18 protein-coding genes and 1 tRNA gene are annotated in these 22751 nt (G+C 58.5%); 8 read left to right on the top strand and 11 right to left on the bottom strand.

What is annotated here, in order from left to right:
- Nucleotides 1-8: 8 nt before the first annotated feature.
- A complete protein-coding gene (locus BQ5361_RS00235; RefSeq protein ID WP_052131076.1) occupies nt 9-926 on the bottom strand; it encodes a glycosyltransferase in 918 nt (305 codons plus the stop codon).
- Nucleotides 927-1069: 143 nt separating this feature from the next.
- Between BQ5361_RS00235 and BQ5361_RS00230 the strand changes: the two genes are divergently transcribed.
- Entirely contained in the window at nt 1070-1759 is a 690-nt protein-coding gene (locus tag BQ5361_RS00230; RefSeq protein WP_052131075.1) for a YiiX family permuted papain-like enzyme, read from the top strand.
- A 394-nt stretch (nt 1760-2153) separates the two neighbouring features.
- Here BQ5361_RS00230 and BQ5361_RS00225 read toward each other — a convergent pair.
- The 8 genes from BQ5361_RS00225 to BQ5361_RS00190 form a co-directional block, all read right to left on the bottom strand.
- A tRNA-Met gene (locus BQ5361_RS00225) sits at nt 2154-2226 on the bottom strand.
- 378 nt (nt 2227-2604) lie between these two features.
- On the bottom strand, nt 2605-4470 hold the full coding sequence (locus BQ5361_RS00220; RefSeq protein WP_081976853.1) for a (Fe-S)-binding protein: 1866 nt from the start codon (nt 4468-4470) through the stop codon (nt 2605-2607).
- A 15-nt stretch (nt 4471-4485) separates the two neighbouring features.
- Entirely contained in the window at nt 4486-4815 is a 330-nt protein-coding gene (locus BQ5361_RS00215) for a 4Fe-4S dicluster domain-containing protein (protein ID WP_022064440.1), read from the bottom strand.
- A 5-nt stretch (nt 4816-4820) separates the two neighbouring features.
- Entirely contained in the window at nt 4821-5828 is a 1008-nt protein-coding gene (locus BQ5361_RS00210) for an FAD-dependent oxidoreductase (RefSeq protein WP_022064441.1), read from the bottom strand.
- 45 nt (nt 5829-5873) lie between these two features.
- Nucleotides 5874-6935, bottom strand: coding sequence for a CoB--CoM heterodisulfide reductase iron-sulfur subunit B family protein (locus BQ5361_RS00205; RefSeq protein WP_022064442.1), 1062 nt, complete (start codon nt 6933-6935; stop codon nt 5874-5876).
- 32 nt (nt 6936-6967) lie between these two features.
- Nucleotides 6968-7663 (bottom strand): 4Fe-4S dicluster domain-containing protein, encoded by a 696-nt coding sequence (locus tag BQ5361_RS00200; protein WP_022064443.1) that lies wholly within the window; start codon nt 7661-7663, stop codon nt 6968-6970.
- A gap of 213 nt (nt 7664-7876) precedes the next feature.
- Nucleotides 7877-8359, bottom strand: coding sequence for a dihydrofolate reductase (locus tag BQ5361_RS00195; protein WP_035473679.1), 483 nt, complete (start codon nt 8357-8359; stop codon nt 7877-7879).
- Nucleotides 8356-9150 (bottom strand): thymidylate synthase, encoded by a 795-nt coding sequence (locus tag BQ5361_RS00190; protein WP_022064445.1) that lies wholly within the window; start codon nt 9148-9150, stop codon nt 8356-8358. Before BQ5361_RS00190 ends, BQ5361_RS00195 begins: the two co-directional genes overlap by 4 nt.
- Nucleotides 9151-9566: 416 nt before the next feature.
- Here BQ5361_RS00190 and BQ5361_RS00185 point away from each other — a divergent pair, with 416 nt between their 5' ends.
- Both BQ5361_RS00185 and BQ5361_RS00180 read left to right on the top strand, forming a co-directional pair.
- Complete coding sequence (locus BQ5361_RS00185; protein ID WP_035473676.1) at nt 9567-11009, top strand: BACON domain-containing protein; 1443 nt, start codon at nt 9567-9569, stop codon at nt 11007-11009.
- Nucleotides 11010-11031: 22 nt separating this feature from the next.
- Nucleotides 11032-12501, top strand: coding sequence for a BACON domain-containing protein (locus BQ5361_RS00180; protein ID WP_035473674.1), 1470 nt, complete (start codon nt 11032-11034; stop codon nt 12499-12501).
- 325 nt (nt 12502-12826) lie between these two features.
- On the opposite strand, the gene BQ5361_RS00175 is transcribed toward BQ5361_RS00180, so the two are convergent.
- Entirely contained in the window at nt 12827-14116 is a 1290-nt protein-coding gene (locus tag BQ5361_RS00175; protein WP_035473672.1) for a M16 family metallopeptidase, read from the bottom strand.
- A complete protein-coding gene (locus tag BQ5361_RS00170) occupies nt 14106-15350 on the bottom strand; it encodes a M16 family metallopeptidase (RefSeq protein WP_035473670.1) in 1245 nt (414 codons plus the stop codon). Before BQ5361_RS00170 ends, BQ5361_RS00175 begins: the two co-directional genes overlap by 11 nt.
- Before the next feature lie 366 nt (nt 15351-15716).
- Between BQ5361_RS00170 and BQ5361_RS00165 the strand changes: the two genes are divergently transcribed.
- From BQ5361_RS00165 to BQ5361_RS00145, 5 genes are all read left to right on the top strand, one after another.
- A complete protein-coding gene (locus BQ5361_RS00165; protein ID WP_035473755.1) occupies nt 15717-17087 on the top strand; it encodes an aldehyde dehydrogenase family protein in 1371 nt (456 codons plus the stop codon).
- A 153-nt stretch (nt 17088-17240) separates the two neighbouring features.
- The gene (locus BQ5361_RS00160) at nt 17241-17693 is read left to right on the top strand and encodes a YqaA family protein (RefSeq protein ID WP_022064451.1); all 453 of its coding nucleotides are present in this window, start codon (nt 17241-17243) and stop codon (nt 17691-17693) included.
- A 267-nt stretch (nt 17694-17960) separates the two neighbouring features.
- The gene (locus tag BQ5361_RS00155) at nt 17961-19664 is read left to right on the top strand and encodes a hypothetical protein (RefSeq protein WP_035473668.1); all 1704 of its coding nucleotides are present in this window, start codon (nt 17961-17963) and stop codon (nt 19662-19664) included.
- A 381-nt stretch (nt 19665-20045) separates the two neighbouring features.
- Nucleotides 20046-21716 (top strand): hypothetical protein, encoded by a 1671-nt coding sequence (locus BQ5361_RS00150; protein WP_035473662.1) that lies wholly within the window; start codon nt 20046-20048, stop codon nt 21714-21716.
- A gap of 182 nt (nt 21717-21898) precedes the next feature.
- Nucleotides 21899-22669, top strand: a complete 771-nt coding sequence (locus BQ5361_RS00145; protein ID WP_022064454.1) for a menaquinone biosynthetic enzyme MqnA/MqnD family protein — start codon at nt 21899-21901, stop codon at nt 22667-22669.
- Nucleotides 22670-22751 lie beyond the last annotated feature (82 nt).

Here is a 22751-nt window from a genome sequence, read left to right as displayed (position 1 = left end):
AATACCGCCTAAGCTCCCAGCAGACCGGCCGTTATCTGCCACCTCATTATCAGCAGGTAACCCCCTTTGGCCGGCGTTCCCTGCAACAAAAAGCCCAATGCAAGCACCGAGGCTCCCGCCCACTTCACCGCCTCTGCGGCAAGCCTCCCTGCGAAAGCGGTACGCGATGCGGTCCGTGTCCTGCGGCGCTCGCTCCGCCCGATGTTCCGGCACAGTTTCACGAAATAGCCTCGCGTGAGCCGCTCCGGCTCCACGAGATGATATATCACGGCATCGGGAAGATAAACGATGCGTTCCCCTCCCGCCCGGAGCCGCCCGTAAAACTCTTTCTCCTCACCGGCGAGCAATACCCCGCCGGTGCGGCCGAGCGACGTATCGTAACCACCGTAACGTCCGACGACCGCCCTTCTGTAACCGTGGTTGCCGCCCCCGAAGAACTTTCCCTCCGGGAACTCCCGCATCCGGTCACCGAGGTCGAGCGTTCCGGCAATCGTCCGTTCGGTGTACTTCGACATCCAGCGAGGGGGAACCGACTCGAATCCCGGCAGTATCCGTCCACCGGCCGCTCCCACCTCCGGATGCGATTCGAAAAGGCTGTAATAGCGTTCGAGGAACTCGGGCACCACCCGCTCGTCGTCGTCGATGACCACGATGTATTCGCCCCGGCTCTCGGCAATGCCCCGGTTCCGGGCGGCAGAAACTCCCTGCTCCGTTTCGAGCACCATCCGGGCATCGAGCTGCGGATGTGCGGCAACGTAATCGGCGAACCGCGCGGCGGTATCGTCCGTACTGTTGTTGTTCACGACGACGACCTCCCACTGCTCCTGCGGCAGCGTCTGCACCAGGAGCGAATCGAGCGTCGTACAGAGTTTCGCACCCCGGTTGTAGGTGGCTATGACAAGCGACAGTCTCTTTTCCGGCATCATATAGCATTGTTTGCATGACAAATGTACGCAAATAATCGTCCCGACGCGCCTCCGAGCCCGAGCGACATAAAATTCGCACCGTACCTGCCATTATCCGCAAAAAACTGCTTATCTTTAACATCATATCCAGCAACGATTACCGCATGAACAGAAAATACCTTTTCGCAGCCATTATGAGTGCCGTATTCCTCTGCGCATTTGCAGCGGCAGGATTCCGTGTACTGCGACAGAACCCCCGCTACGCACAGAAACGAGCCTGCAGGGAGGTCGAAACGATGCAGCAGGAAAAGGTGCTGCGTGACGGCGACCTCATCTTCCAGACCTCCTTGTCAGGCCAAAGCAGAGCCATCCAGGAGGCCACCGGCTCGAAATATTCGCACTGCGGCATCATCTACCGCGACGGTTGCGACTACTTCGTTTACGAAGCCGTACAGCCCGTGAAATCCACGCCGCTCGCACAGTGGATAGCCCGAGGGAAAGGAGGCCACTACGTCGTAAAGAGGCTGGCCGGCGCGGACAGCCTGCTCACCGAACGAAACATCGCGGCGATGCGCCGGGAAGCCGCACGGTTTGCAGGCAGGGATTACGACCTGACCTTCGAATGGTCGGACGACCGGCTATACTGTTCCGAACTCATCTGGAAAATATACGACCGGGCGCTGGGCATCCGACTGGGCAACCTGCAGCGACTGGGAGATTTCGACCTCTCCGCACCGGCCGTCCGGGAGAAACTCGCCGAACGCTACGGCGCCACGCCGCCCCTCGACGAACCGGTCATCTCCCCCGCTGCCATCTTCGATTCCCCCCTCCTCGTCCGCGTCACCGGCCGGTAACATGCCGCGAATACACGGCAACCTCCTGCCGCACAGCAAACGACAGACACCGTAAAACGGCCATCGTTCCCATCCGACAAGAACACAAACATTTTCAAACGGAGAAAAAGATAATCTTTCGGGCATTATCCTTCCAAAGGACACGGAGACTCACCGCCGACGACAGCGGAACGACATCGTATCCGCAACCGTCGGCGCAGTTCCGACCGACCGGCGCGCACGACATCCTCCACGACACACAAGGTTCATCGCCGAGATTCGCTCCGCATGTCGCCTCTTCATCAGACAATGCCGCCACCATCAGCACCGACAAAATACACTCCCGCACGGTCTTCTATTATCGCCCTTTACCGACAAAAAAACGAGAGAAACCTTATGGATTTCTCTCGTTAAGTAGCGGGGGGAGGACTCGAACCTCCGACCTTTGGGTTATGAGCCCAACGAGCTGCCAACTGCTCCACCCCGCGATATATCGTACTGCCTCGACGGCTTTGAATCGCTTATTCGGGAATCCGCGGACCCTATTTCCGGCGGCTTTCCTTTTTTGACGGTGCAAAGATAAAAAGAAAATACGGTTTCCGCAAATCCACCATGACTTTTCCAGGTGCCAAAGCCCGCACCATTCGACACAACACTATGACATTCACCCCAATAACTCCCGAAATATCCCGCACATTTCCGTATCTGCCGGGCCGGTCTCCCTACAGGCAAGGTATCACCGACACCTCCGGGCCTGACAGACTGCCCCGAACGGTTCGGCCACCGGTCACAAGACATACCCCGGAGGGCAGTCGCCGCAGACACGGACATGCATTACCGTCCACGAATATCGAATCGGCAACAGCCTATAAACCCGAAGCCGTTCCAACTCCCGTTCCGGCACAGCCGCCCACGACCGCAGAAGGGCTTCCGACCGGAATCTCCGTCGCGGGACGCAGATGTTCGGCCACAATTTGCGAAATATCGGCCACCCGCACCGACGCACTGCGCACGATGGCCTTCTTGCAGAGAGGACATGCCGTCACGATTGTATCCGCCCCGGTGGCCTCCAGTTCGGACGTCATCGACCGCCCTATCGTGGCCTGCTGACCGTCGTTTATCACCGTATTGGCCAGGCTGCTCCCGCAGCAGAGCGCTTCGGCATGGTTATGCACCGGTTCGGCCAACCGGCCGGCCATGCGCAGCAACTCCCGCGGCTCTTCGTAAATACCGCTTCCGCGCCCCAGTTCGCACGGGTCGTGGTAGGTGAAAGTGGTCGCAGTCATCTCTACTCCGAGTCTGCCCTCCCGCACGAGCCGGAGCATGTATTCCGTGTGGTGCAGCACCTCGATGCCTTCCAGACCGTAATCCTCGCGGAACACCTTCAGGCATATCGGACACGAAGTCACCAGCGTGGTAATACCGTGCCTGCGGAAAAGTTCCTTGTTGTGCTCCATAATCCGTTCGGCGGCGGTCACTTCGCCCGACAGCTTCAGGGGGCGCCCGCAGCACGAACCGCCGTCGCGGTCGGCCCACCAGGCCTCCTCGCCCGCCGCGGCGAATATTTTCTCCATGGCCCGGAGCGTCGCCGGAGTGAGCAGCGTCATACAACCGGCGAAATATCCCACTTTCCCCGTACCCGACGAGCGGTCCACCCCTTTCAGATAATCGTAACGCATCAGCGCAGGCGAATCCACCCGCTTCTGCCGGCTGTTGAGCCGCAGGATGTTGAGCTCTATCCCTACCGGACAGCGCGCCTCGCACAGACCGCACATCAGGCAGTTGTCCGCCACCTCGTCCGTCAGTTTCCCATACCGCCTGTCGCGCAGGAAATAGACCGACTGTACGTTGTCGATACCCAGGTCCCGCTGGAGCTGGCACGGGTCGAGGCAGATGCCGCACCGTGAGCAGGCCTGTATCTGGAAATTATCGAAACTCTTCTCTTTCGGGCCGCTGCGGAGCCGGTACCGGCGCAAAAAAATGAGCGGCACCTCGGTGAAGATGTGCATGTAGCGCGAGAAAGGCATGGCTATAAAGAATGCGGCCAGCGCGAAGGAGTAGGCCCACCAAGCCGCCGCATTGAGGTCGGCGACGGCAGTAGCACTCATCCCGGAGGCTATCAGGTCGCCCAGCGTACCGGTCAGGAAACCGCCGTTGTGTTTGATAGCCGCCGTCAAACTCTCGGCCGTAAGCCGCAACGGAAATATCAGCCACAGCGAAGTCAGTGCCACACGGTCCACGAACACATGACGCGTAGTCCGCTTCATTCCCATGGTCCGCGAACGCATCCGCTTGAACCACGCGAGCAGGACGCCGGAGAGGACCACCAGCAGCAACAGGTCCATGACAAAAGCGAACGGGTTCCAGCCCGTCTCTCCCTCCGGCCCGAAGTAGCGGAAGAAGACATGGGCATGTAGCGGTGTCCCTGCGCCAAGCACCGCCGCAGCCTCCACCCATCCCACCACAATAAGCAGGAACCAGCCGAAAGCGAGGCTCATATGCATGTAGCCGAGCAGCGGATTCACCCGGAATATCTTCCTGTGCAGCAGCGATTCGCAAACGACTTCCCAGAAGGCGCGTAAAGTTGCAGCCGTGAATATTCCCCTGCCGATAGCCCGTTTGTCGTCACCGGGCAGCAGCCACAGCCACCGGCCCCACTTCCACAGGATGACCGCAAACATGAAGACCGTCCCCACGAGGAACGGAATAACGAAATGGTCGTAATACGTCATCATACCTGCCTCCCGCTAATAATCGCCCAGTTCGCGTTTGATTTTCATCACCACGGCCCGCGTATTGATGCCGCGAGGACACACCAGCCGGCATTTGCCGCAGAGCATGCACTTGTCCATTTGTTCGTAAGCCTCGCGGTATTCGCCGCGGCGCACGAGCGTGTGTACCTTGCGGAAGTTGAACGACGTCAGGTTACCCGCCGTACAGGTCGCGGTACACGACCCGCACGCAATGCAGGTCTGCAGCTCCGGCATGTCGTGCAGGATTTTCTCCGCCGGCACGAGGTCGTTCGTGTCGAGGTTCACCGCCCTGGGCTGCGATATGGAAAAACCGAACTGTGGCATCCGTCTTATAATTTAAGGTATCCGGCCACGCGCTCCGCCACGGCGGCTCCTTCGTTCAGACTCTCGCCGATGTTCTTCGGGGCGGTGACCGTACCGGCGTAGAAAATATCGGCCCGCTGCGAAAGCACGTTCCCGGAGAAGGGGTCGAGCGGCTGCATGAAACCGTTTTCGGCTACGCGAAGTTCCCCGCTGCGTGCATAAGCACCGTTACGCGCTCCGCCCTTCATCCCCACAATGAGCACGAGCATGTCCACGGTCATCTTGAGCGGCCGCCCCACGAGCGTATCCTCCGCCTTCACCTGAACCCGGCCGTCTATCGTCTGGCTGGCCTCCGAAATGCGCCCCCGGACGAAATTGATGTTGTATTCGAGCTGCGCCCGGCGGTACAGCTCCTCATAGCCCGGCCCGAACATGCGAATATCCATATAGAAATTGTACACCTCCGCAGAGGGGAACAGCTCTTTCATTTCGATGGCCTGTTTCACACCCGTGATGCAGCACACCCGCGAGCAGTGGTGTGCCCCCACCTTTTCGTCGCGCGAACCCACGCAGTGCAGAAAGGCGATACGGCGCGGCGCCTGGCCCTGTGCCGTCGCCACACGTCCCTCGTTGAGCATACGCTCGATATCGACCGTGGTGAAGACGTTGTCGTAGATGCCGTAGCCGTACTCCTCTTTCAGCCTCGCATCGAACAGTTCGAATCCGGAACAAATCACCGTCGCATCTCCCGTAATGCGGCGTCCGCCGCCCACCGCGACACCGCCGGGTACGAGTTCCTCGACCTCCGTTCCCGTCATCACCCGAATACCCGCCTCCTCCACACGACGGAGCAGCGGTCCGAGCACATCTTCCGCAGGGGTGAACGTGGGGAAGAGCCGGTGCCACCCGGTCAGCTTGCCGCCCAACCGCTCCTCCTTCTCGATTATCACAGGCTCCGCCCCGCGCTCCCTGAGCGACAGGGCAGCCTGCATGCCGGCAACTCCCCCACCGACGATGATGACCTCTTTTCCCATATAAGGTATTCCTTGTTTTACCGTTTCAATCAACTGCGGAGACGGTCAATCCGCCCCCAGATTTACCATGGCAGGCTCCGGCCTGCCGATATATTTACCGTTGGGCAGCAGGTATTTCGCAGCCGGGTCGTACTCGACACCCATCTTGTTAAGCAACGGTTCCACGTCCACCTGATGCATCTGCAGTCCCAGCTCCCACGGGTCGTACCCCAGCACGAGCCCCGCCAGCTCCTCGTAGGTCAGCACAGGAATCCCCTTGCCTTCCTCGCCATAGGTCGTCCCCTCGATTTCGGCGATGGTGTACTGCCACCGGTCGAGGAACATGGCGCATCCGGGACAGTTGGCCACGATAAAGTCGGGCTTGTAGGGTGCCATGGACTCGAACTTCTTCTGCGAATTGGCCACCGAATAACCGCGGTTGGCCTGCACGATGTAATTGCGGAATCCAAAACCGCAGCAGTGGCGCCGCTCCGGATAATCCACCACCTGTCCGCCCCACGCCTCAATCATGCCGGCAAGCACATAAGGAAACTCCACGCCGCCGATACCCTCTTTCGGGAATATCTTGGCATAATGGCATCCGATGTGCTCCACCCCGCGCAGGGGTTCGCCCGTCCGCCGGTTCACGAGCAGGTATGCGGCCCGCTGCCGGATGGCCTCGCGGTGGTGGAAGATGATGTCCGAAGCATGCGACACGTTTTTCGGCTTGCGGAACTCGCGTCCGGTCGCCCGAAACAAATGTTCGCGGACCTTCGCCTCCAGCTCGGGAAACTCCTGCCACGTTTCGAGAATCTCCGTGTAGATACCGAAGGAGGTGATGCACGATACGGCGAGGTTTTCGTACCCCGCCTCGGACGCCAGTGCGAACTGCCGCGCCACGACGGTCATGATGGTTTCGAGCGGCACGATATCGGAATGATAGCCGATACCCGTACACGAAGTATGCACCGGGTCATCGAACAGGTCGCGTCCCAGCTCCTGGCGCAGTATTCGGACGAACGCCTTCTCGGAACCGGGAAAGAAATTCTGCCGGATGCAACTGCGCAGATAATAGTAGCGGTCGTCCGCCACCTCCTTCTGGTACTCCTGCCAACTGTTCCTTTTCATCTCTGTCGTACGTTTAACGACGGCCGCCCCCGTCAGTGATGGCAGTTGCTGTTCGTCGTATATGTATATTTAAGGTATTCCTCGTCGGCGCCGTCGAACCCCAGCTCGCGCGCCTTCTTCTCCGAATACCGCTCGATGCTGTCGAAAAACTCCATGCCGCCCGTCTCCTCGAAGATGCGCCGCAGCTCCTCCAGCGACCGTTCGTCGATACGCCGCATAGCCCCCGGCCCCTCCTGCATGTAGGTGGGATTGAAGCGCCCGAACACTTCGCGGTCGTTGTCGTACACCCACTTCCACACGGGCCCCTGCTCCGGATGCATGTCGGGATTCACCAGACGCGGCGTGATGCAGTACCCCGTTCTCAGGATGTTTTCGCCGATGAGCCGTTTCAGCGCGAACTGCTGCCGTCCTTTCTCCGACTCGGTGAAGAACCCGAGCTTTTGGGAAAGGTTGCGCAGTGCCTGCACCACATACCCCGGCGTATTGCCCCGCGGACAACGCGGACGGCACGACATGCACTCCCCGCAGTACCAGATGGTCTCGCTGCGCAGGAGCGCCTCGATGGCCTCGTCGTCCTGCGTCTGCACGGTACTGACAATCTGCCTCGGATCATAATTGTAAAATTCGGCCGCAGGACATACCGCAGTACACACCCCGCAGTTCATGCATGCCTTCATCCCTTCGTGCATGCGCACGTCCTCCATGAGCATATCGTAATATTTCCCCATAAATCCGGCAACGATTTCCCCGCCGGCCCGCAACGGACCGCGCAGCCAATATCCGATGACAAAATTACCCCTGTAACAACAATTCCTAAACAGCGATAAAACCTATTTGAAAATAAGTACAAATACCCATAAACAGCCCGGACGGAATGATTCCGTCCGGGCTGTTGTTCATGTTACATTCTCAATCTCCAAAGATATACCGGTCCAAACAGCTCACTCCTCCCGCACCCAGTCGGTATATTCGAAAGGATAGGGAAAATCCTTGCCTCGCTCGTGGTATTCGCGGAAAACCTCGGTCCAGCCGCTGCGGTTCCAATCGGGAAAACGGGTGTCGCCCTCGTAGTCCCGCATCACGGTCGTCAGATAGATGCGGTCGGCCAGCGGAAGCGCCTGGGCATAGATTTGCCCGCCGCCGGTAACGAACACCTCCTCCTGCGCCGGGAAAAGGGCCAGCGCCTCTTCCAGCGAACCGGCCACCGTACAACCGGGTATCTCGATGTGCTGCCGCGTCACGACCACATTCGTTCGGTTGGGCAGCGGGCGCCCCAACGACTCGAAAGTCTTGCGGCCCATGACGACGGGATGCCCCGTCGTCAGCGCCTTGAAGCGTTTCAGGTCCTCGGAGATATGCCACAACAGCGTGTTGCCGCCGCCTATCACGCCGTTCCGGGCAACGGCCACGATTATCGAAATCATACGGCTATCGGTGCTTTTATCGAGGGATACGGGTCGTATCCTTCGAGTGTGAAATCCTCATATCGGAAACCGAAAATCGAATCGACTGCCGGATTGAGCTTCATGACGGGCAGCGGCCGGGGTGTGCGCCGCAGTTGTTCGGCAGCCTGTTCGGTATGGTTCAGGTAGATGTGCGCATCGCCCAGCGTATGGATGAAATCGCCCGGACGCAGCCCGGTCACCTGCGCCATCATCATGGTCAGGAGCGCATACGAGGCGATGTTGAAAGGTACGCCGAGAAAGACATCCGCGCTGCGCTGATAAAGCTGGCACGAAAGACGCCCCTCCGCGACATAGAACTGAAACAGGGCGTGGCAGGGCGGAAGCGCCATGCGGTCGATATCCGCCACGTTCCAGGCACTCACGATGTGGCGCCGCGAATCGGGATTGGTACGGATGGACTCAACCACGGCCGCTATCTGGTCGATGTGCCGTCCGTCGGGCGCGGGCCAGCTCCGCCATTGATAGCCGTAGATGGGACCCAGGTCGCCTTCGGGCGAAGCCCATTCGTCCCAGATGGTCACCTTGTTTTCATGCAGGTATTTGATATTGGTATCCCCCGCGAGGAACCACAGCAGTTCGTGAATGATGGAGCGCAGATGGAGCTTCTTGGTAGTGAGCAGTGGGAAACCCTCGGCCAGGTCGAAACGCATCTGGTAGCCGAAGATACTCTTCGTCCCCGTCCCCGTCCGGTCGCCCTTCACGGCTCCCTCCTTCATGATTTTATCGAGCAGTTCGAGATACTGGCGCATCGTTTTTCTTCCAAAGGTAACGCTTTTTTCCGTTCCCGCAGAACATCCGCAAAAAGAACACCTCTTCTCCGCAGTGCGGCCGACATGGGCAAACGATACAACCTCGCCCGGCCGATGCAACACAACCATCCGTCCCGTTCGCCGACTTTCGATATAAACCGGACGCAATGTATAATATTACACAAACTTAACATAATTAACCGGGGGGGGGTATTTCAAACTTTATGTAAATTTAACTGTTTTAAATATTGTTTTTTGTGCTATATAAAACTATATTTGTAAGCGTACCCGGGAGTACAACAGGCAACGCAAAGACGACACTCCCGAACCGAAAACGAAACAGACAACCATACGGGAAACGGCCGGCCCGACACGAAACAAGGCCGCTATGTCTAACTTAAACACAAACCCTATTCATGAAAAAGCTACTTGTATTGGCCGCAGCAGCGGCAATTGCAGCAGGCTGCAACGTTGAGGAGCAACAGCTCCAGTATGTACGGGTGAACACCGCCCTGTGCACCTTCCATGCACAGGACAACGCTCCCCTCACCATCGAGGTCGAAGCCTCGGGAGAATGGGACGTCGTTCCGCAGGCGACCTGGCTCAAAGTCGGAGAAAAAACCCGGACTTCGTTCGTGCTGACTGTAGAAAACAACGAATCTTACACCGACCCGCGTGAAAGCAGCATCGAACTGACCTCCGGTGAAGCCGTACAGGAAATAAAGGTTATCCAACTGCAGCGCGACAACGACGCGCCGGTTTACCAAATGTACGCCGCCTACGACATGGGAGCCGCCATGTCGCCCAACGGCCGCTACTGCGTGGGCACACGCCACGTTCTGCAGCCCGACAATACGTACTTCATGTATCCGACCTTTCATAATCTGGATACGGGCGAGATTACCGAAATCGGGCCGCTCCTCTACGGCTCCCCCCTCAGCCTCGAAAAACCGATTGCCGTCACCGACCAGGGCACCGCATTCATCTACGGCCCCGACAACCATACGGTGGCCATCACGGCGGATGGCGACTACTTCATCCCCGAAACACCCGCAGGCTACAGTTCTCCGAACATATCGGCCGTATCGGAAGACGGCCGGACCTGGGTAGGCTACTGCTGGGGCGAATCGATGAAATGCAGCCCCGTCATCTGGCGCGACGGCGTACCCGAACTGCTCGAGATGCCCGAGCTGGATTACCGGGGCGTCAAAGTACCCAATCAGGTGATGGCCCGCGGCATGTCGCTCGACGGGTCGGTGATTTACGGTACCCAGTGGGAATTTACCGATACCGGCATGATTTACTGGAAAGACGGAAAGCTCCAGAACGTGGGCAAGGACATTTTCAAACTCACTCCCGTGAACGCCTCGGACGGTGCCGGCGGAACATACGAAACCAACCTGATAGAAGCCGGCATGTACTGTTTTGCCGAAAACCAGAACATCAGCCCGAACGGCAAATGGATAGCCGGCAAATACCGGGAAGAAAGCATGGACGAAAACGGACTGATAACAAAAGGAACGATTTATCCGGCCTTTTACAATACCGAAACCGAAACGACCACGGTGATGCGTGACTATCCCGACTGCACTGCAGTCGGAGCCACTGACGACGGCATCGGTCTCATAGCCGAAGGCACCTCCATGCAGACAAGCGGTTTCCTTGTGGAAATCGAGACGGGCATCCACCTGGGCAACTGCCTCGACTACATTCAGGAGCGATGGGGTATCACGGTCACTACCGGCTATATCTCCTATATCCCGGCCCCGGGCGACCGCATGCTGGGTACAATGATGACAACATCGGCAACGGGAGTCTCGTTCACCCAGTTCAGCGTATCTCCCCGTCCCGTAAAATAAGCAACCGACAAAAAACAGAATAATGAAAAAGGCCATAATACTCGCAGCCGCCGCGCTTATCGCAGTTGCATGCGACAAAACCGAAAATACACAAAAGGAGTACAAACTCGAAGCGAAACCCGTCTCACTCGTCTTTGAAGCCACGGGAAACGAACCTGCGACAGTGGAAATCACTGCGGTAAACGTCGAGTGGGACACGACCGTGGACGAAACCGCAACGGCTTGGCTCACAGCCGTAAAAGACGGAGACAGCACCCTGAAGGTCACCGCTGCCGACAATACCGAAGAGGCAGAACGCACGGCGACCCTGCGGATTGCGGACAAGAACGGTAATGCGCAGCCGGTCAGCATCTCCGTCCGTCAGGCCGGAGTGACGGCTCCTCCCTCGGCAGGCAGCATCACCGTAGACAAGTCCGAACTCTCTTTCGGCTGGGAGGGCGGCACTTCGCAGACGTTCACCGTGACCGTCACGGGCGAAGACTTCACCTGGAAAGCTTCCGCCGACATCACTTCCGCAGGCTGGCTTCATGCCGAGACCGACGGCAATACGGTAACTGTCACGGCAGACGAAAACACCTCCGATGAGCCGCGCTCGGGCAAAATCAACGTCCGTCCGAGCGACGAAACGGTGGAAAGCGTTTCCGTAGCCGTTACGCAGGAAGGGTGCGACAGGCAGCCTTCGCTCACGGTAGACAAAACCGAACTCCATTTCAAAGCCATCGACAAGGAACCGCAGGTCATCTCGGTGCAGACCGTCCGGATACCCGAATGGAACATCCAGATAGGCCAGCCGGCCGAAACGCCCATGCTCAACGTGACGACGGATAAAGAAAAGGGTACCATCACGGTCGAAGCGATACGCAACATCTCCACTGCGCCGCGCACAGGAACCATTACGGTTCAAACGGGAGGCATCGTGGCCGACATCGTGATAAACGTGACGCAGGACGGCAGTGACTCGGATGCCACCAGTACGCTGACCGACGACGTGGAACTGACCGCAGAAAACCTCGCCGTCAGCAAAATTGCCGTATCGTCCGACCAACTGGAAGAAATGACCCAGACATCATGGCATCTGGAAATCCACGACGAAACCTGCTACCGCAATCCGAATACGGGCTGGCTCACGGGTACAGGCACATTCCTGACGCTCGAACTCGTCAATGCCCGGCCGACCGACTATTCCTTCCTGCCCGACGGCACCTATACGGTAGACGGCGAACCTACTACCGACCCCGAAACCGGTTTACAGCAATACCGGATACCGGCAGTCGCGGCAGGCAAGTACACACGTCCGGGATTCTACGGGGCAAGTTCTTTCGTCCGGTACGAAGAGGGGACGGAAACGGAAGGCACCGGAATTTACGGCGGAACGGTAACCGTTTCGCGCGAAGGCGATGTTTACACGCTGGTCTTCGACCTGAAGGACGATGCAGAAAATACCATTTCCGGAACATATACGGGGACAATCACCGAATACGTCGTGCAGTAAGCAAACACACGGTCGCCGCACGGTACGAAGCGGAATAGATTCCTTTCACAGACGGACCTCCGGCGCAGGAATTGCGCCGGAGGCTTTTCATTTCTCCGGCGCACAGACCGGACAGGCGGACAGAAAAGGCAGATGCCCGTACCGGTGGAAGACGGACAGAGCAAACTGCACGGTCGCAAAAGACACCCCGAAAACGGCCCGACCGAAAAAACGGCAGAAAGGTCCTGCACGCGATGCTAATATATCAAGGTCCCGAAACCGTATGGAGGTTTGGAATCTTCCCGGCAGCGGCCGGCAGTGTCCCTACTTTTTCGAACCGCAGCCGTCAGCGTCCGGGGCCTACAACTACGGCCGTCAGGGTATCGGGCGCAAGGTACCGCAGGGCAAGTTCCCATACCTGTTCAGATGTCGTCTCCCGCACCTGCCGGACGAATTCACCGAGATAACCGTTTCCGAAACCGTTCTGAATATTCTCGATGGTTACGTCGGCGATGCCGAAAGGCCCGTCAAGAATACGCATTACCTCGCCGACCATGATATTTTTCACCAGTGCGAGCTCCTCCACAGGGACGGGTTCGCACCGGAGCCGCTCTATCTCGGCGAATATCTGTGCGAGCGCATCTTCGGTGAACTGCGCCCCCACCTCCGTGGCCGCTGCGAAATAGCCGCTGCGGTCGAAATTGACCATCGCCGCATAGGCTCCGTAGGTATATCCGCGCTCTTCGCGCAGGTTGTGCACGAGCCGGGAACCGAAATAACCGCCCAGCACCGCGGCGACCACCTGCATACCGATGAAATCGGGATGACTGCGCGGAAAGAGCACGCGTCCCACGCGGACGGCCGACTGCACGGCCCCGGGGAAAGGCATTTCGGCACGGCTGATGCTCCGGGGAGCCGGGAAGTCGGCACGCTCGCCCGCCTCTCCCGGACGCAGCCCGACCAGAAACTCCTCCACAGCCCGCAGGCGAATGTCGTCCACATCGCCGCTCATCACCGCGAAACACCCCGCCGCGGTATAGCGTTCCTCATAAAAGGCACGCACATCCTCCCGGCGAAGGTCGTCGTAACGCTCCGCCGGCGAAGAGATGCCGTAAGGGTGCGACGCCCCGTAAAGGGATTTTGCGAAAAGCTCCCGGGCATTGAAATCGACCTTGGTGCGGTTGATGGCCAGCGTCTGGCGGCTCTTGTCGCAGTAGACGCGCAGCTCCTCCTGCGGAAATTCCGGCTCGAGCATGATGCGGCGGGCCACCTCCAGGGTCTTATCGAAAAATTTCGACAGACACACGAACGTCACCACGCTCCAGTCGCGGTCCATCGAGACGTCGAACCAGGAGCCGTAATAGTCGAGCCGTTCGGCTATCTGCTGCGCAGTCATGTCCCGGCTCCCTTCGGCAAGGTTATTCACCGTAGCCGAAGCACAGAAGGGCACCTTCTGCCACGAGGAGCCGGCACGGAAGACGAAACTGAGGCGCACCACCCCGTACTCCGGAGCGGGCAGGACATAAATGCGTACCCCCGAAGCGGTACGGTATTCACATGCTTCGGGCACTTCCAAACGCTCCGGAATGACCGTCTCCGGCTGCCGGCTGCGGTCGAAATGTATCTTATTCTCCATGTTTGCCGTAGATTACGAGTGTCGAACTTCTGTCCCGACGGAAGAGCCGCCGGGCCGTCTCCATGATTTGCCCGGCTTCCACGCCGCGGTAGATTTCCAGCTCGGAGTTCACGAGGGGCAGCTCGCCCAGCAGGGCGTAGTAGGCGAGATTGAGCGCCTTGTTCATCACGTTCATCTCGCCGTAAAGCATGTTCGCCTCGAACTTGTTGCGCACCTTCTGCAGTTCGTCGTCCCCCACCGGTTCACTGCACAGCCGCTCCAGCTCGTTCCACAGCGCCTCCTCGCCCTCCCGGAGTTCCACCCCCGGCATGAGCTGACCTGTCAGGATGAAGAGCCCCGGGTCGATGTCGCCGGTGATGTAGGAGTTCACGGCGGAAAAGAGCCGGCGGCGTTTGACCAGTTCATTGTAGAGCCGCGCCGAGGTACCGCCCGCAAGCAGGTCGGTCATCACGTCGCAGCAATAGTATTCCGGACTGCGGCGGCCTCCCATATGAAGCGCCACGGTCACCTGCGTGGCCGGTACGTCACGGCAGGCCTCCTCCCGGCGGGCCTCCCGCTGCACAGGTTCCTGCAGAAAGGCATCCGCGGGAGCGGGAACGCTCTCCAGATGGCCGAACCATTTGTCGGCGAGCTCGAACACCCGTTCCGGCTCGATATCTCCCGACACGGCGAGAATGGCATTCGAGGGGACGTAGTAACGCCTGTAGAAGGCCGTGACGTCGGCGAGCGTCGCTTCGCGGATGTGGTCGGGCGTCAGTCCGATGGTCGGCCACCGGTAGGGATGCACCTTATAAGCCAGCGCCCGCAGCAGCAGCCACTGCTCCCCGTAAGGCTGGTTAAGGTAACGCTGCTTGTACTCCTCGACCACCACCGACTTCTCCGCCGCGAGCTTCTCCGGCGTGATGTCGAGCCCCGTCATCCGGTCCGATTCCAGCCAGAGGGCCGTCTCGATGTTGTCCTTGGGCAGCGTCATGTAGTAATCGGTGTAATCGTTGTTGGTAAAGGCGTTGTTCTCGCCGCAGGCCACCTGCACCGGCATGTCGAAATCGGGCACGAGTTTCGTTCCCCTGAACATCAGATGTTCGAAAAGATGGGCGAATCCCGTCCGCTCCGGCGCCTCGTTGCGGGCCCCCACCCCATAGAGCATATTGACCGCCGCAAGCGCCGAGAGCCGGTCGCGGTTGGCAACCACCCGCAGTCCGTTCCGAAGCGTATATTCCGAATAGTGTATCATGACATTTCCTGTTAAGCCTCCGGGCCCGGAGGCCATTCTCCGGCCCGTTCCGGGACAAATTTACGGTTTCTTTGCAAGAATCGGGCCCCCGGCAACGGGAAGGCATCCTCTTTGCCGGACAAAAATCGTTATATTTGTTTTCAACTTTTAATAAACCGGCGGTGCCGACGCGAACCGGGCGATACCCGACCGGCATACCTTTCATTGACGAAGATACTGCGGCCGTTTCAAAGAATCGGTGAAACCGACGCGGAACGGGCCGCATGAAGGATGCGCCGGCACCGGCAGACAGGTATCCGGGCCCGCGGACCGCGCCGCAACAGACGCCGCGGCACGAAGCCGCACCGGACCAAACGACAACGGACCATGACAACATCCATCAGGGAACGGCTCGACGCGATGCGGGCCTTCTACGCCGAAGGGCACACGCGGGAACCCGCATTCCGCAAAGAGTACCTGCGCAGACTGCAGGAGGCCGTAAAGGCACACGAGCAAGAGATAGCGGAAGCCCTGTACGCCGACCTGCACAAATCGGCGGAAGAGTCGTATATCAGCGAGACGGCCATTGTGCTGGCCGAAATACGCGACCAACTGCGGCATCTGGAGCGCCGGGCCCGCAGCCGGCGGGTGCCTACCCCGCTCTTCCTCTTCCCCTCCGCGAGCCGCATCATTCGGGAACCGCAGGGGGTGGTGCTTGTCATGGCGCCGTGGAACTATCCCTTCCAGCTCGCCCTCGACCCGCTGGTGGGGGCGCTCGCCGCAGGGAACTGCGTGGCGCTGAAACCCTCCACAACCTCGGCCCGTACCTGCCGCCTCATCGGGAACATCCTCGGCGAGATATTTCCCCCGGACTACGTGTCGGTTTTCGACGGCGACCATGCCCAGACAGCCGAATTGTTGGAGTATCGTTTCGACCACATCTTCTTCACGGGCGGAGCGGCCTTCGGACGCACGGTGATGGAGAAGGCGGCGGCACACCTGACACCCGTAACGCTCGAACTGGGCGGCAAAAGCCCCTGCGTCGTGGACCGCACGGCCGACCTCGATACGGCCGCCCGCAAAATCGCGTGGGGCAAGCTCCTGAACGCCGGCCAGACCTGCATCGCCCCCGACTACCTCCTCGTACACCGCGACGTGAAGGAGGAGCTGCTCGAAAAGTTCAGGAGATATGCCATGCACTTCTACGGAGGAGATTTCCGCCGCAGCGCCGCCTATCCGCGCATCATCAGCGACCGGGCCTTCACGCGCCTGCAAAGCTACATCGATACGGCCGAGCGCATCGTGTGGGGCGGCGAATACGACGCATCGGAACGCTTCATCGCCCCGACGCTCATCGACTCTCCCGACCCCGGTTCGCCGCTCATGCAGGAGGAGATATTCGGCCCCATCCTGCCGGTCATGACCTTCGACGACACGGAGTCGGCCGCAGACTTCATCAACGCCCGCGAAAAGCCGCTCGCGCTCTACTACTTCGGCCGCAAAGCCGACGGGCTGCGCCTCATCGGCCGCACCGCGTCGGGAGGCGCCTGCATCAACGATACGATAATACACATCGCCAATCCCCGTCTGCCCTTCGGCGGCACGGGAGACAGCGGGATGGGAAGGTACCACGGACGCTTTTCGTTCGACACCTTCTCCAACCTGCGGGCCGTGGCCGTCTCCCGACGCCGCACCGACCTGCCGCTCCGCTATCCGCCCTACGGCCGGAGTTTCGGCCTGCTGAAAAAACTGTTATGACACCCCGGACGTTCCCGGCATAACGGCCGGAAACGGGCCGGAATCCGACAGTACCGGACACAATAAGGGCACGGAACGGCCGTTAAGAAGCAGAAACGGCGGTCTGTCCGATACCGGGCCTCCGGGGACATCCACAAGACGACACGGACAAGTATGGAATTCCTGCTCGAATACGGATACATAGGGCTCTTCATCGGGGCCTTTCTCGCCGCCACGATTCTTCCGATGAGTTCGGACGTTCTGCTGGTAGGGCTCCTCGCCGTAGGTGCCGACCCCTATATTTCGGTGGCGGTGGCGACGGCGGGCAACTGGCTCGGCGGTCTCACCTCCTACTGGCTCGGCCGGGCCGGCAAATGGGAGTGGATAGAGAAATACTTCAAGGTCAAACGGGAAACCATCGAAAAGCACCAGCACAAGGTGGCCCGCTACGGCAGCCTCCTCGCCTTTTTCACCTGGCTCCCGCTGATAGGCGACGTGATGGCCATCGCACTCGGTTTCTACCGCGTGGACTGGAAAAAGACCACCCTCTTCATGCTCGTCGGCAAGGGGGCGCGCTTCGCTACCTGGGCACTGCTGTTCTACTGGGTGAAACCGCTGTTCGGATGACGCCGACGCAGGGCAGACTCCCGCCACGGCCCGGCCGCGGCAACCGGACGCACTCTCCGCACGACGGGCTGCGGAAACGTAAAAAATAGTCCGTTTCTCATCGTTTTTCGGTATTTTACCATTATATTTGCAGACTGTGTGTCCTGCGGCAGGCGGTACAACGAAAAAATTCGCCGCGGCATGCAACAGAAAAGACGCCCCGCGCGTCTTTATATGTAGGAGGACGACAAACAAACTATTCGATTTTACACTTAAATGTTACCGAAAATGAAAAAGTATTTTTTGATGTTCGCGACATTCGCTGCGGCATTGACCATGATGTCGTGCGAAAAAGACAAGGGCAATACTGGAAACGGCGGAAATGGAGGGGGGGAAACTAATCCCCCTACGGATGAGCTCAAGCTCAACCTCGACGAGGCCGTTTACTACGGCGAGAAAATCGCCGCCGACGTAGGATACTACTCGATGACCTTCGTCGTGGACGGCACCAGCAACAAGCTCCGCCTCGACATGTTCGCCTCGGTGGTCGACCCGGTCAGCACCCCGAAACTCACTGCAGGTACGTATGACCTCGGCACCATCACCGAACCTACCTCGAAAACGTATTTCGTGGCTTCGAACGGCTCCGATACGGAGGGTACCCTTTATTGGAAAGAGGGCACGGCCGTGCTCGTAACGGGCGGCAGCATCAATGTGCAGTCCGCTGCAGGCGGCTACACCATCAAGGTGAACCTCACCGCAGGCGACGAGACCATCGAAGCCAAGTACAGCGGCTCCATCTCTTTCGACGACCAGAGGCAGGATGCCCCGAGAACTCCCATTACGGCCAACGCCTATCTCGCCCAGTACACGGGAGAGTGTATGCTTGCCAACGAGCAGCTCGGCCAAATAACGCTGCTGATGCAGGATGCGGAGAACACCAACCAGCAGATACAGCTCGTCATGACCGTACCCTATCCGACCGAAGGCGACTACCCGGCAGACAATGTGCCTATTCCTACGGGAACCTTTGAGGTGGTTGAAGGCAATCCCACGGCGGCCGGACAGATTATCCCGACCAGCAACGACGTGGCCGAGGGTACCTATTCCGCAGAGATAGTCTACAACTCGGGAGTCATCTCCTACGGCGTACTCATCCAGGGCGGTACGGTCACCATCGCCAAAGAGGGTGAGACCTACAACGTCACCACGGCACTGGAAGGTACGAAATTCTCCTACTCCAACAACAAACTGCAGCTCGGCCAGCACGTTACGGACATCGTATGGAACCTGACCGGAGCCCAGTTCGGCGACTATGCCGTCGATATGACCAACCCGATGAGTTCGCTCACCGAAAACAAGGAACTCACCGACCTTACCGGCGTCTTCGCCGACCCGTGGGGCGTACCGGGTACGAACAATTATATCCGGCGAATCATTCTCCACAACGAGGACCTGGTTATCGATGCGAACAACCCGTATTACAATCAGGACGGTACGCTGTATGTAAGCGGCGAGGGCGATGCCATGATGATGCAGCTCATCACCTCCTCTGCCTCCGAGTTCCCGGTAGGCACATTCAATGTGGAGAATACCTACGACTATGTTTACCCGGTAGGTAACACGCTGTCCGGCAAGCCGATTCTCAATGTAGGCGGTGCCGACCCGCTCGGGCTGGGCGTGGGTACGTGGTACTACTACATCGGCCCGAACGACGAGGGTCAGATGGCAGTACTGGACGGTGCCGGTGCGGTTATCAAGCAGGGTTCCATCAACATAACCACCTCCGACAACAAAACGTATAATATCGCCGTCGACATCTTCGACAAGTACGGTCATAACATCACCGGTACGTTTGCAGTTACGGTAGATTCCGGACAAGCATCGTTCTCTTCGAACGATGCGACCGACAGCGTTGTCCGCACGATGCCCAACACCTCGTTCGTGCCCTACTCCTTCGAGCAGCACAGCGGTCTGGCCATCTCCTTCTGAAAAGGATGACGGAATGGAATCAAGCGCCTTCCCCCTCCGGGGAGGCGCTTTTTTGTTGCGCAACGGAACACTCCGTCCTCTCCGAACCGAACACCCGGGCCACTGCGCGGCCTGGTATATGTTCCCCGGAACCGCATCGGCTGCAAAGAGGATATACATATCCTTGTATTTTATTGGGAAAAATATATATCTTTGTCTGGATATGGTGAGCATGACCGGTGCCGGCAAAACAACCCCGGCCGCAAGGAAATATTCGGCAAAAAACGTTTTTCCCACCGCATCATGCAACAAAAGAGTATCCGGATGCGTCTATTAGGACAGACAGATAGATAGACAGATGTTGTAACAACCAATTTAATAAATTCTCTAACAATCATTGCTATGAAAAAACTCTTATTGCTGGCATCGACCGCCGTTACGGCTGCGCTGATGGTTTCCTGCTCGCAAGGTACCGACACCACAACACCTCCCGGGCCGACCACCGACGGTTACACCTTCACGACCGTAAGCGACGCCGTCTATTACGGCGAGAAGTATGCCGAAGGTTCCGGATTCTATACCTTCACGCTCTCGGACGCCGACGGAAACAAGATGCGCATCGACTGCTTCGGTACGGTAGCATCGAACTCCAACAATCCGAGGTTTACGACCGGTACCTATGAGGCCGGCACCCTCGACGACCGCACCGTCCGCACGTTCGTGACGGCCGACTCCGCAACGGCAGAAGAGGGTACCATCTTCTGGAAAGGGAGCGAAGCCTATCCCGTCAGCGGCGGCACCATGAAGGTCTCCAGTCAGGGCGGCAGCTACAAACTGGACATCGAGTTCACGTCGGGAGAAACGACCATCAAAGGCTCTTTCGACGGTACCCTGAAATTCGAGGGCAAGCCGCAGGTTCCGCCGCGTATCGAGGTTCCCAATCCCAGGCCCGTTACCGGCATTATCGGTGCTTACTACGGCAAATACAACGACCATGAGGCGACGACCGGCATGTTCCTTTTCGGCATGGGTTACAAAGGCGACCTCACCAACGGCGAAAATGTAGAAGCACTGCAGCTGCAGGGCTATATCCCTCTCCAGGAGGACAACGACAACGTAATCCTGCCCGAAGGTACCTATACGATTAGTACCTCCGCCGACAACACGGATGCATTCACGCTGGTAGCAGGCGGAGTAGACGCCCAGAACGGCTATCAGGGTACCTACGAGTACTACACCGACAAGAGTACGAGCATCACGAAGGGATACATTATCAGCGAAGGTACCATGACCGTAGAAAAGAACGGTGACAACTACAAGATTACCGCCAATTTCAAAGGGAAACGGTCCGACGCACTCAACATCATAGGCACGGAACTCGAAGAGGTCAACTACCTCTACGAAGGGCCGCTGGAACCGATGATGAACTACGCAGACCCGATGAGCCGTCTGGAAGAGGACAAGAAACTCGGCGACATGCACAACCAGGCTCTCGTACAGGTCATTCCCAAGGCTACCGGTGACTTCACCGCTTGGCTCTACTACATATTCGGAGACGGCCTCGCCTATACGATTAACAACAACACCCTCGACGTTACCGGTTCGGGCGACCTCATGATGCTCGCCATCTGGGGCCCGGCACAGTCCACCGACAATCCCGTCGGCGAATTCCCGATGAGCCCCGGCTTCGGACTCCTCTTCGAAGAGGGCAGTGCAATGCCCGGCAACCCCATTCTCGGTCAGAGCATCGACCCGCAGCAGGGATGCTGGTACACCTACGCCTCCAAACAGGGCTCTACCCTCCAACTGAACAGCTACGCAGGCGCGATGCCCGACCAGGGCCGTATCATCACCAAACCGGCCGAAGACGGTACCAACCAAATTGTGGACTTCCTGTTCTACGACAAGTACGGTCATGAGATATCCGGTATCTACGAAGGTGCAATGGAAGTGATAAAAGCCTCCCAGTCGGCTGCCGCAGCCAACGCAGGCCTCGCTTACATCCCCTCCTTCCCGATTGCTCCGGAGCTCGCAGTGCCCGCGACTCCGTTCAACATCCGGTTCGTAGACTGACATCGGACGGTACGATAACTGCAAGAGGCGGTGCCCGTAGGCATCGCCTCTTTTTTCTTTGTCCCCCAGCCGAACGTTATGCGGTTTTTCCCCTTTTTTGACTACCTTTGCGAGCGGAAGCAACGTTCGTCCGCCTTCGCGGACGGACATATTGTCAAACCAATCACGGCACTGTATGGACGATGGCAGTTGTAAAGACAAGTATCGCGGCGGTATCCTACCTGAATACCGTGCCGTTCATCTACGGTATCCGACACGCGGATAAACTGCGGGCCGAACTGCTCCTGGCCCCGCCGTCCGCCTGCGCCCGGAATTTCATCGACAGGAAAGCCGACATCGCACTCGTTCCGGCGGGAGCCCTCCCGCTTATGGACGATGCCGAAATCGTCACGAACTACTGCATCGGCGCAGAAAAAAGCGTTCGTACGGTAACGGTCATGAGCAATGTCCCCATCGGCGAAGCGACGGTCATCCATCTCGATTCGCACTCCATGACATCGGCCCTTCTGGTCAGGATTCTCGCTGCCGAACTCTGGCATATACGCCCCGAGTGGCGGGAACTCACCGACTATTCGGCTGCGGAACACCCTGCGGAAGGAGAGGCTTTCCTTTTCATCGGCGACAAGGTGTTCGGTTACGAAGGCAAATTCCGCTACACATACGACCTGGCAGACTGCTGGCGGGAACTGACCGGCAAACCGTTCGTATTCGCCGTATGGGTAGCCCGCAAGGGGAGCGCTCCCGAGCTCATCGACGCTCTCGAAAGCTCGCTGGAACTCGGCGTGGAACGTATCTGGGAGGCCATCGTCGAGAGCGGCCACAGCGAGAAGGATTACGCATACGGCTACCTGACGGAGAACATCGACTTCCTCTTCGATTATCAGAAAAGGCAGGCGCTGGAGCTCTTCCGCGACAAGGCGAAGAAGTTCACACCACGCGCCAATCCGGGCTAAGTTGCGTCCGGGGGTCGGCAACGGAACCGTTCCGAAAGGTTCCGGCCATGTCACGCATCATGAATCACAACCCAAACGCAAC

Source organism: Tidjanibacter massiliensis (assembly GCF_900104605.1).
Taxonomy (GTDB): Bacteria; Bacteroidota; Bacteroidia; order Bacteroidales; family Rikenellaceae; genus Tidjanibacter; species Tidjanibacter inops.
Note: the sequence above shows the minus strand (reverse complement) of the source record. Positions and strands in the feature narration are given on the sequence as shown.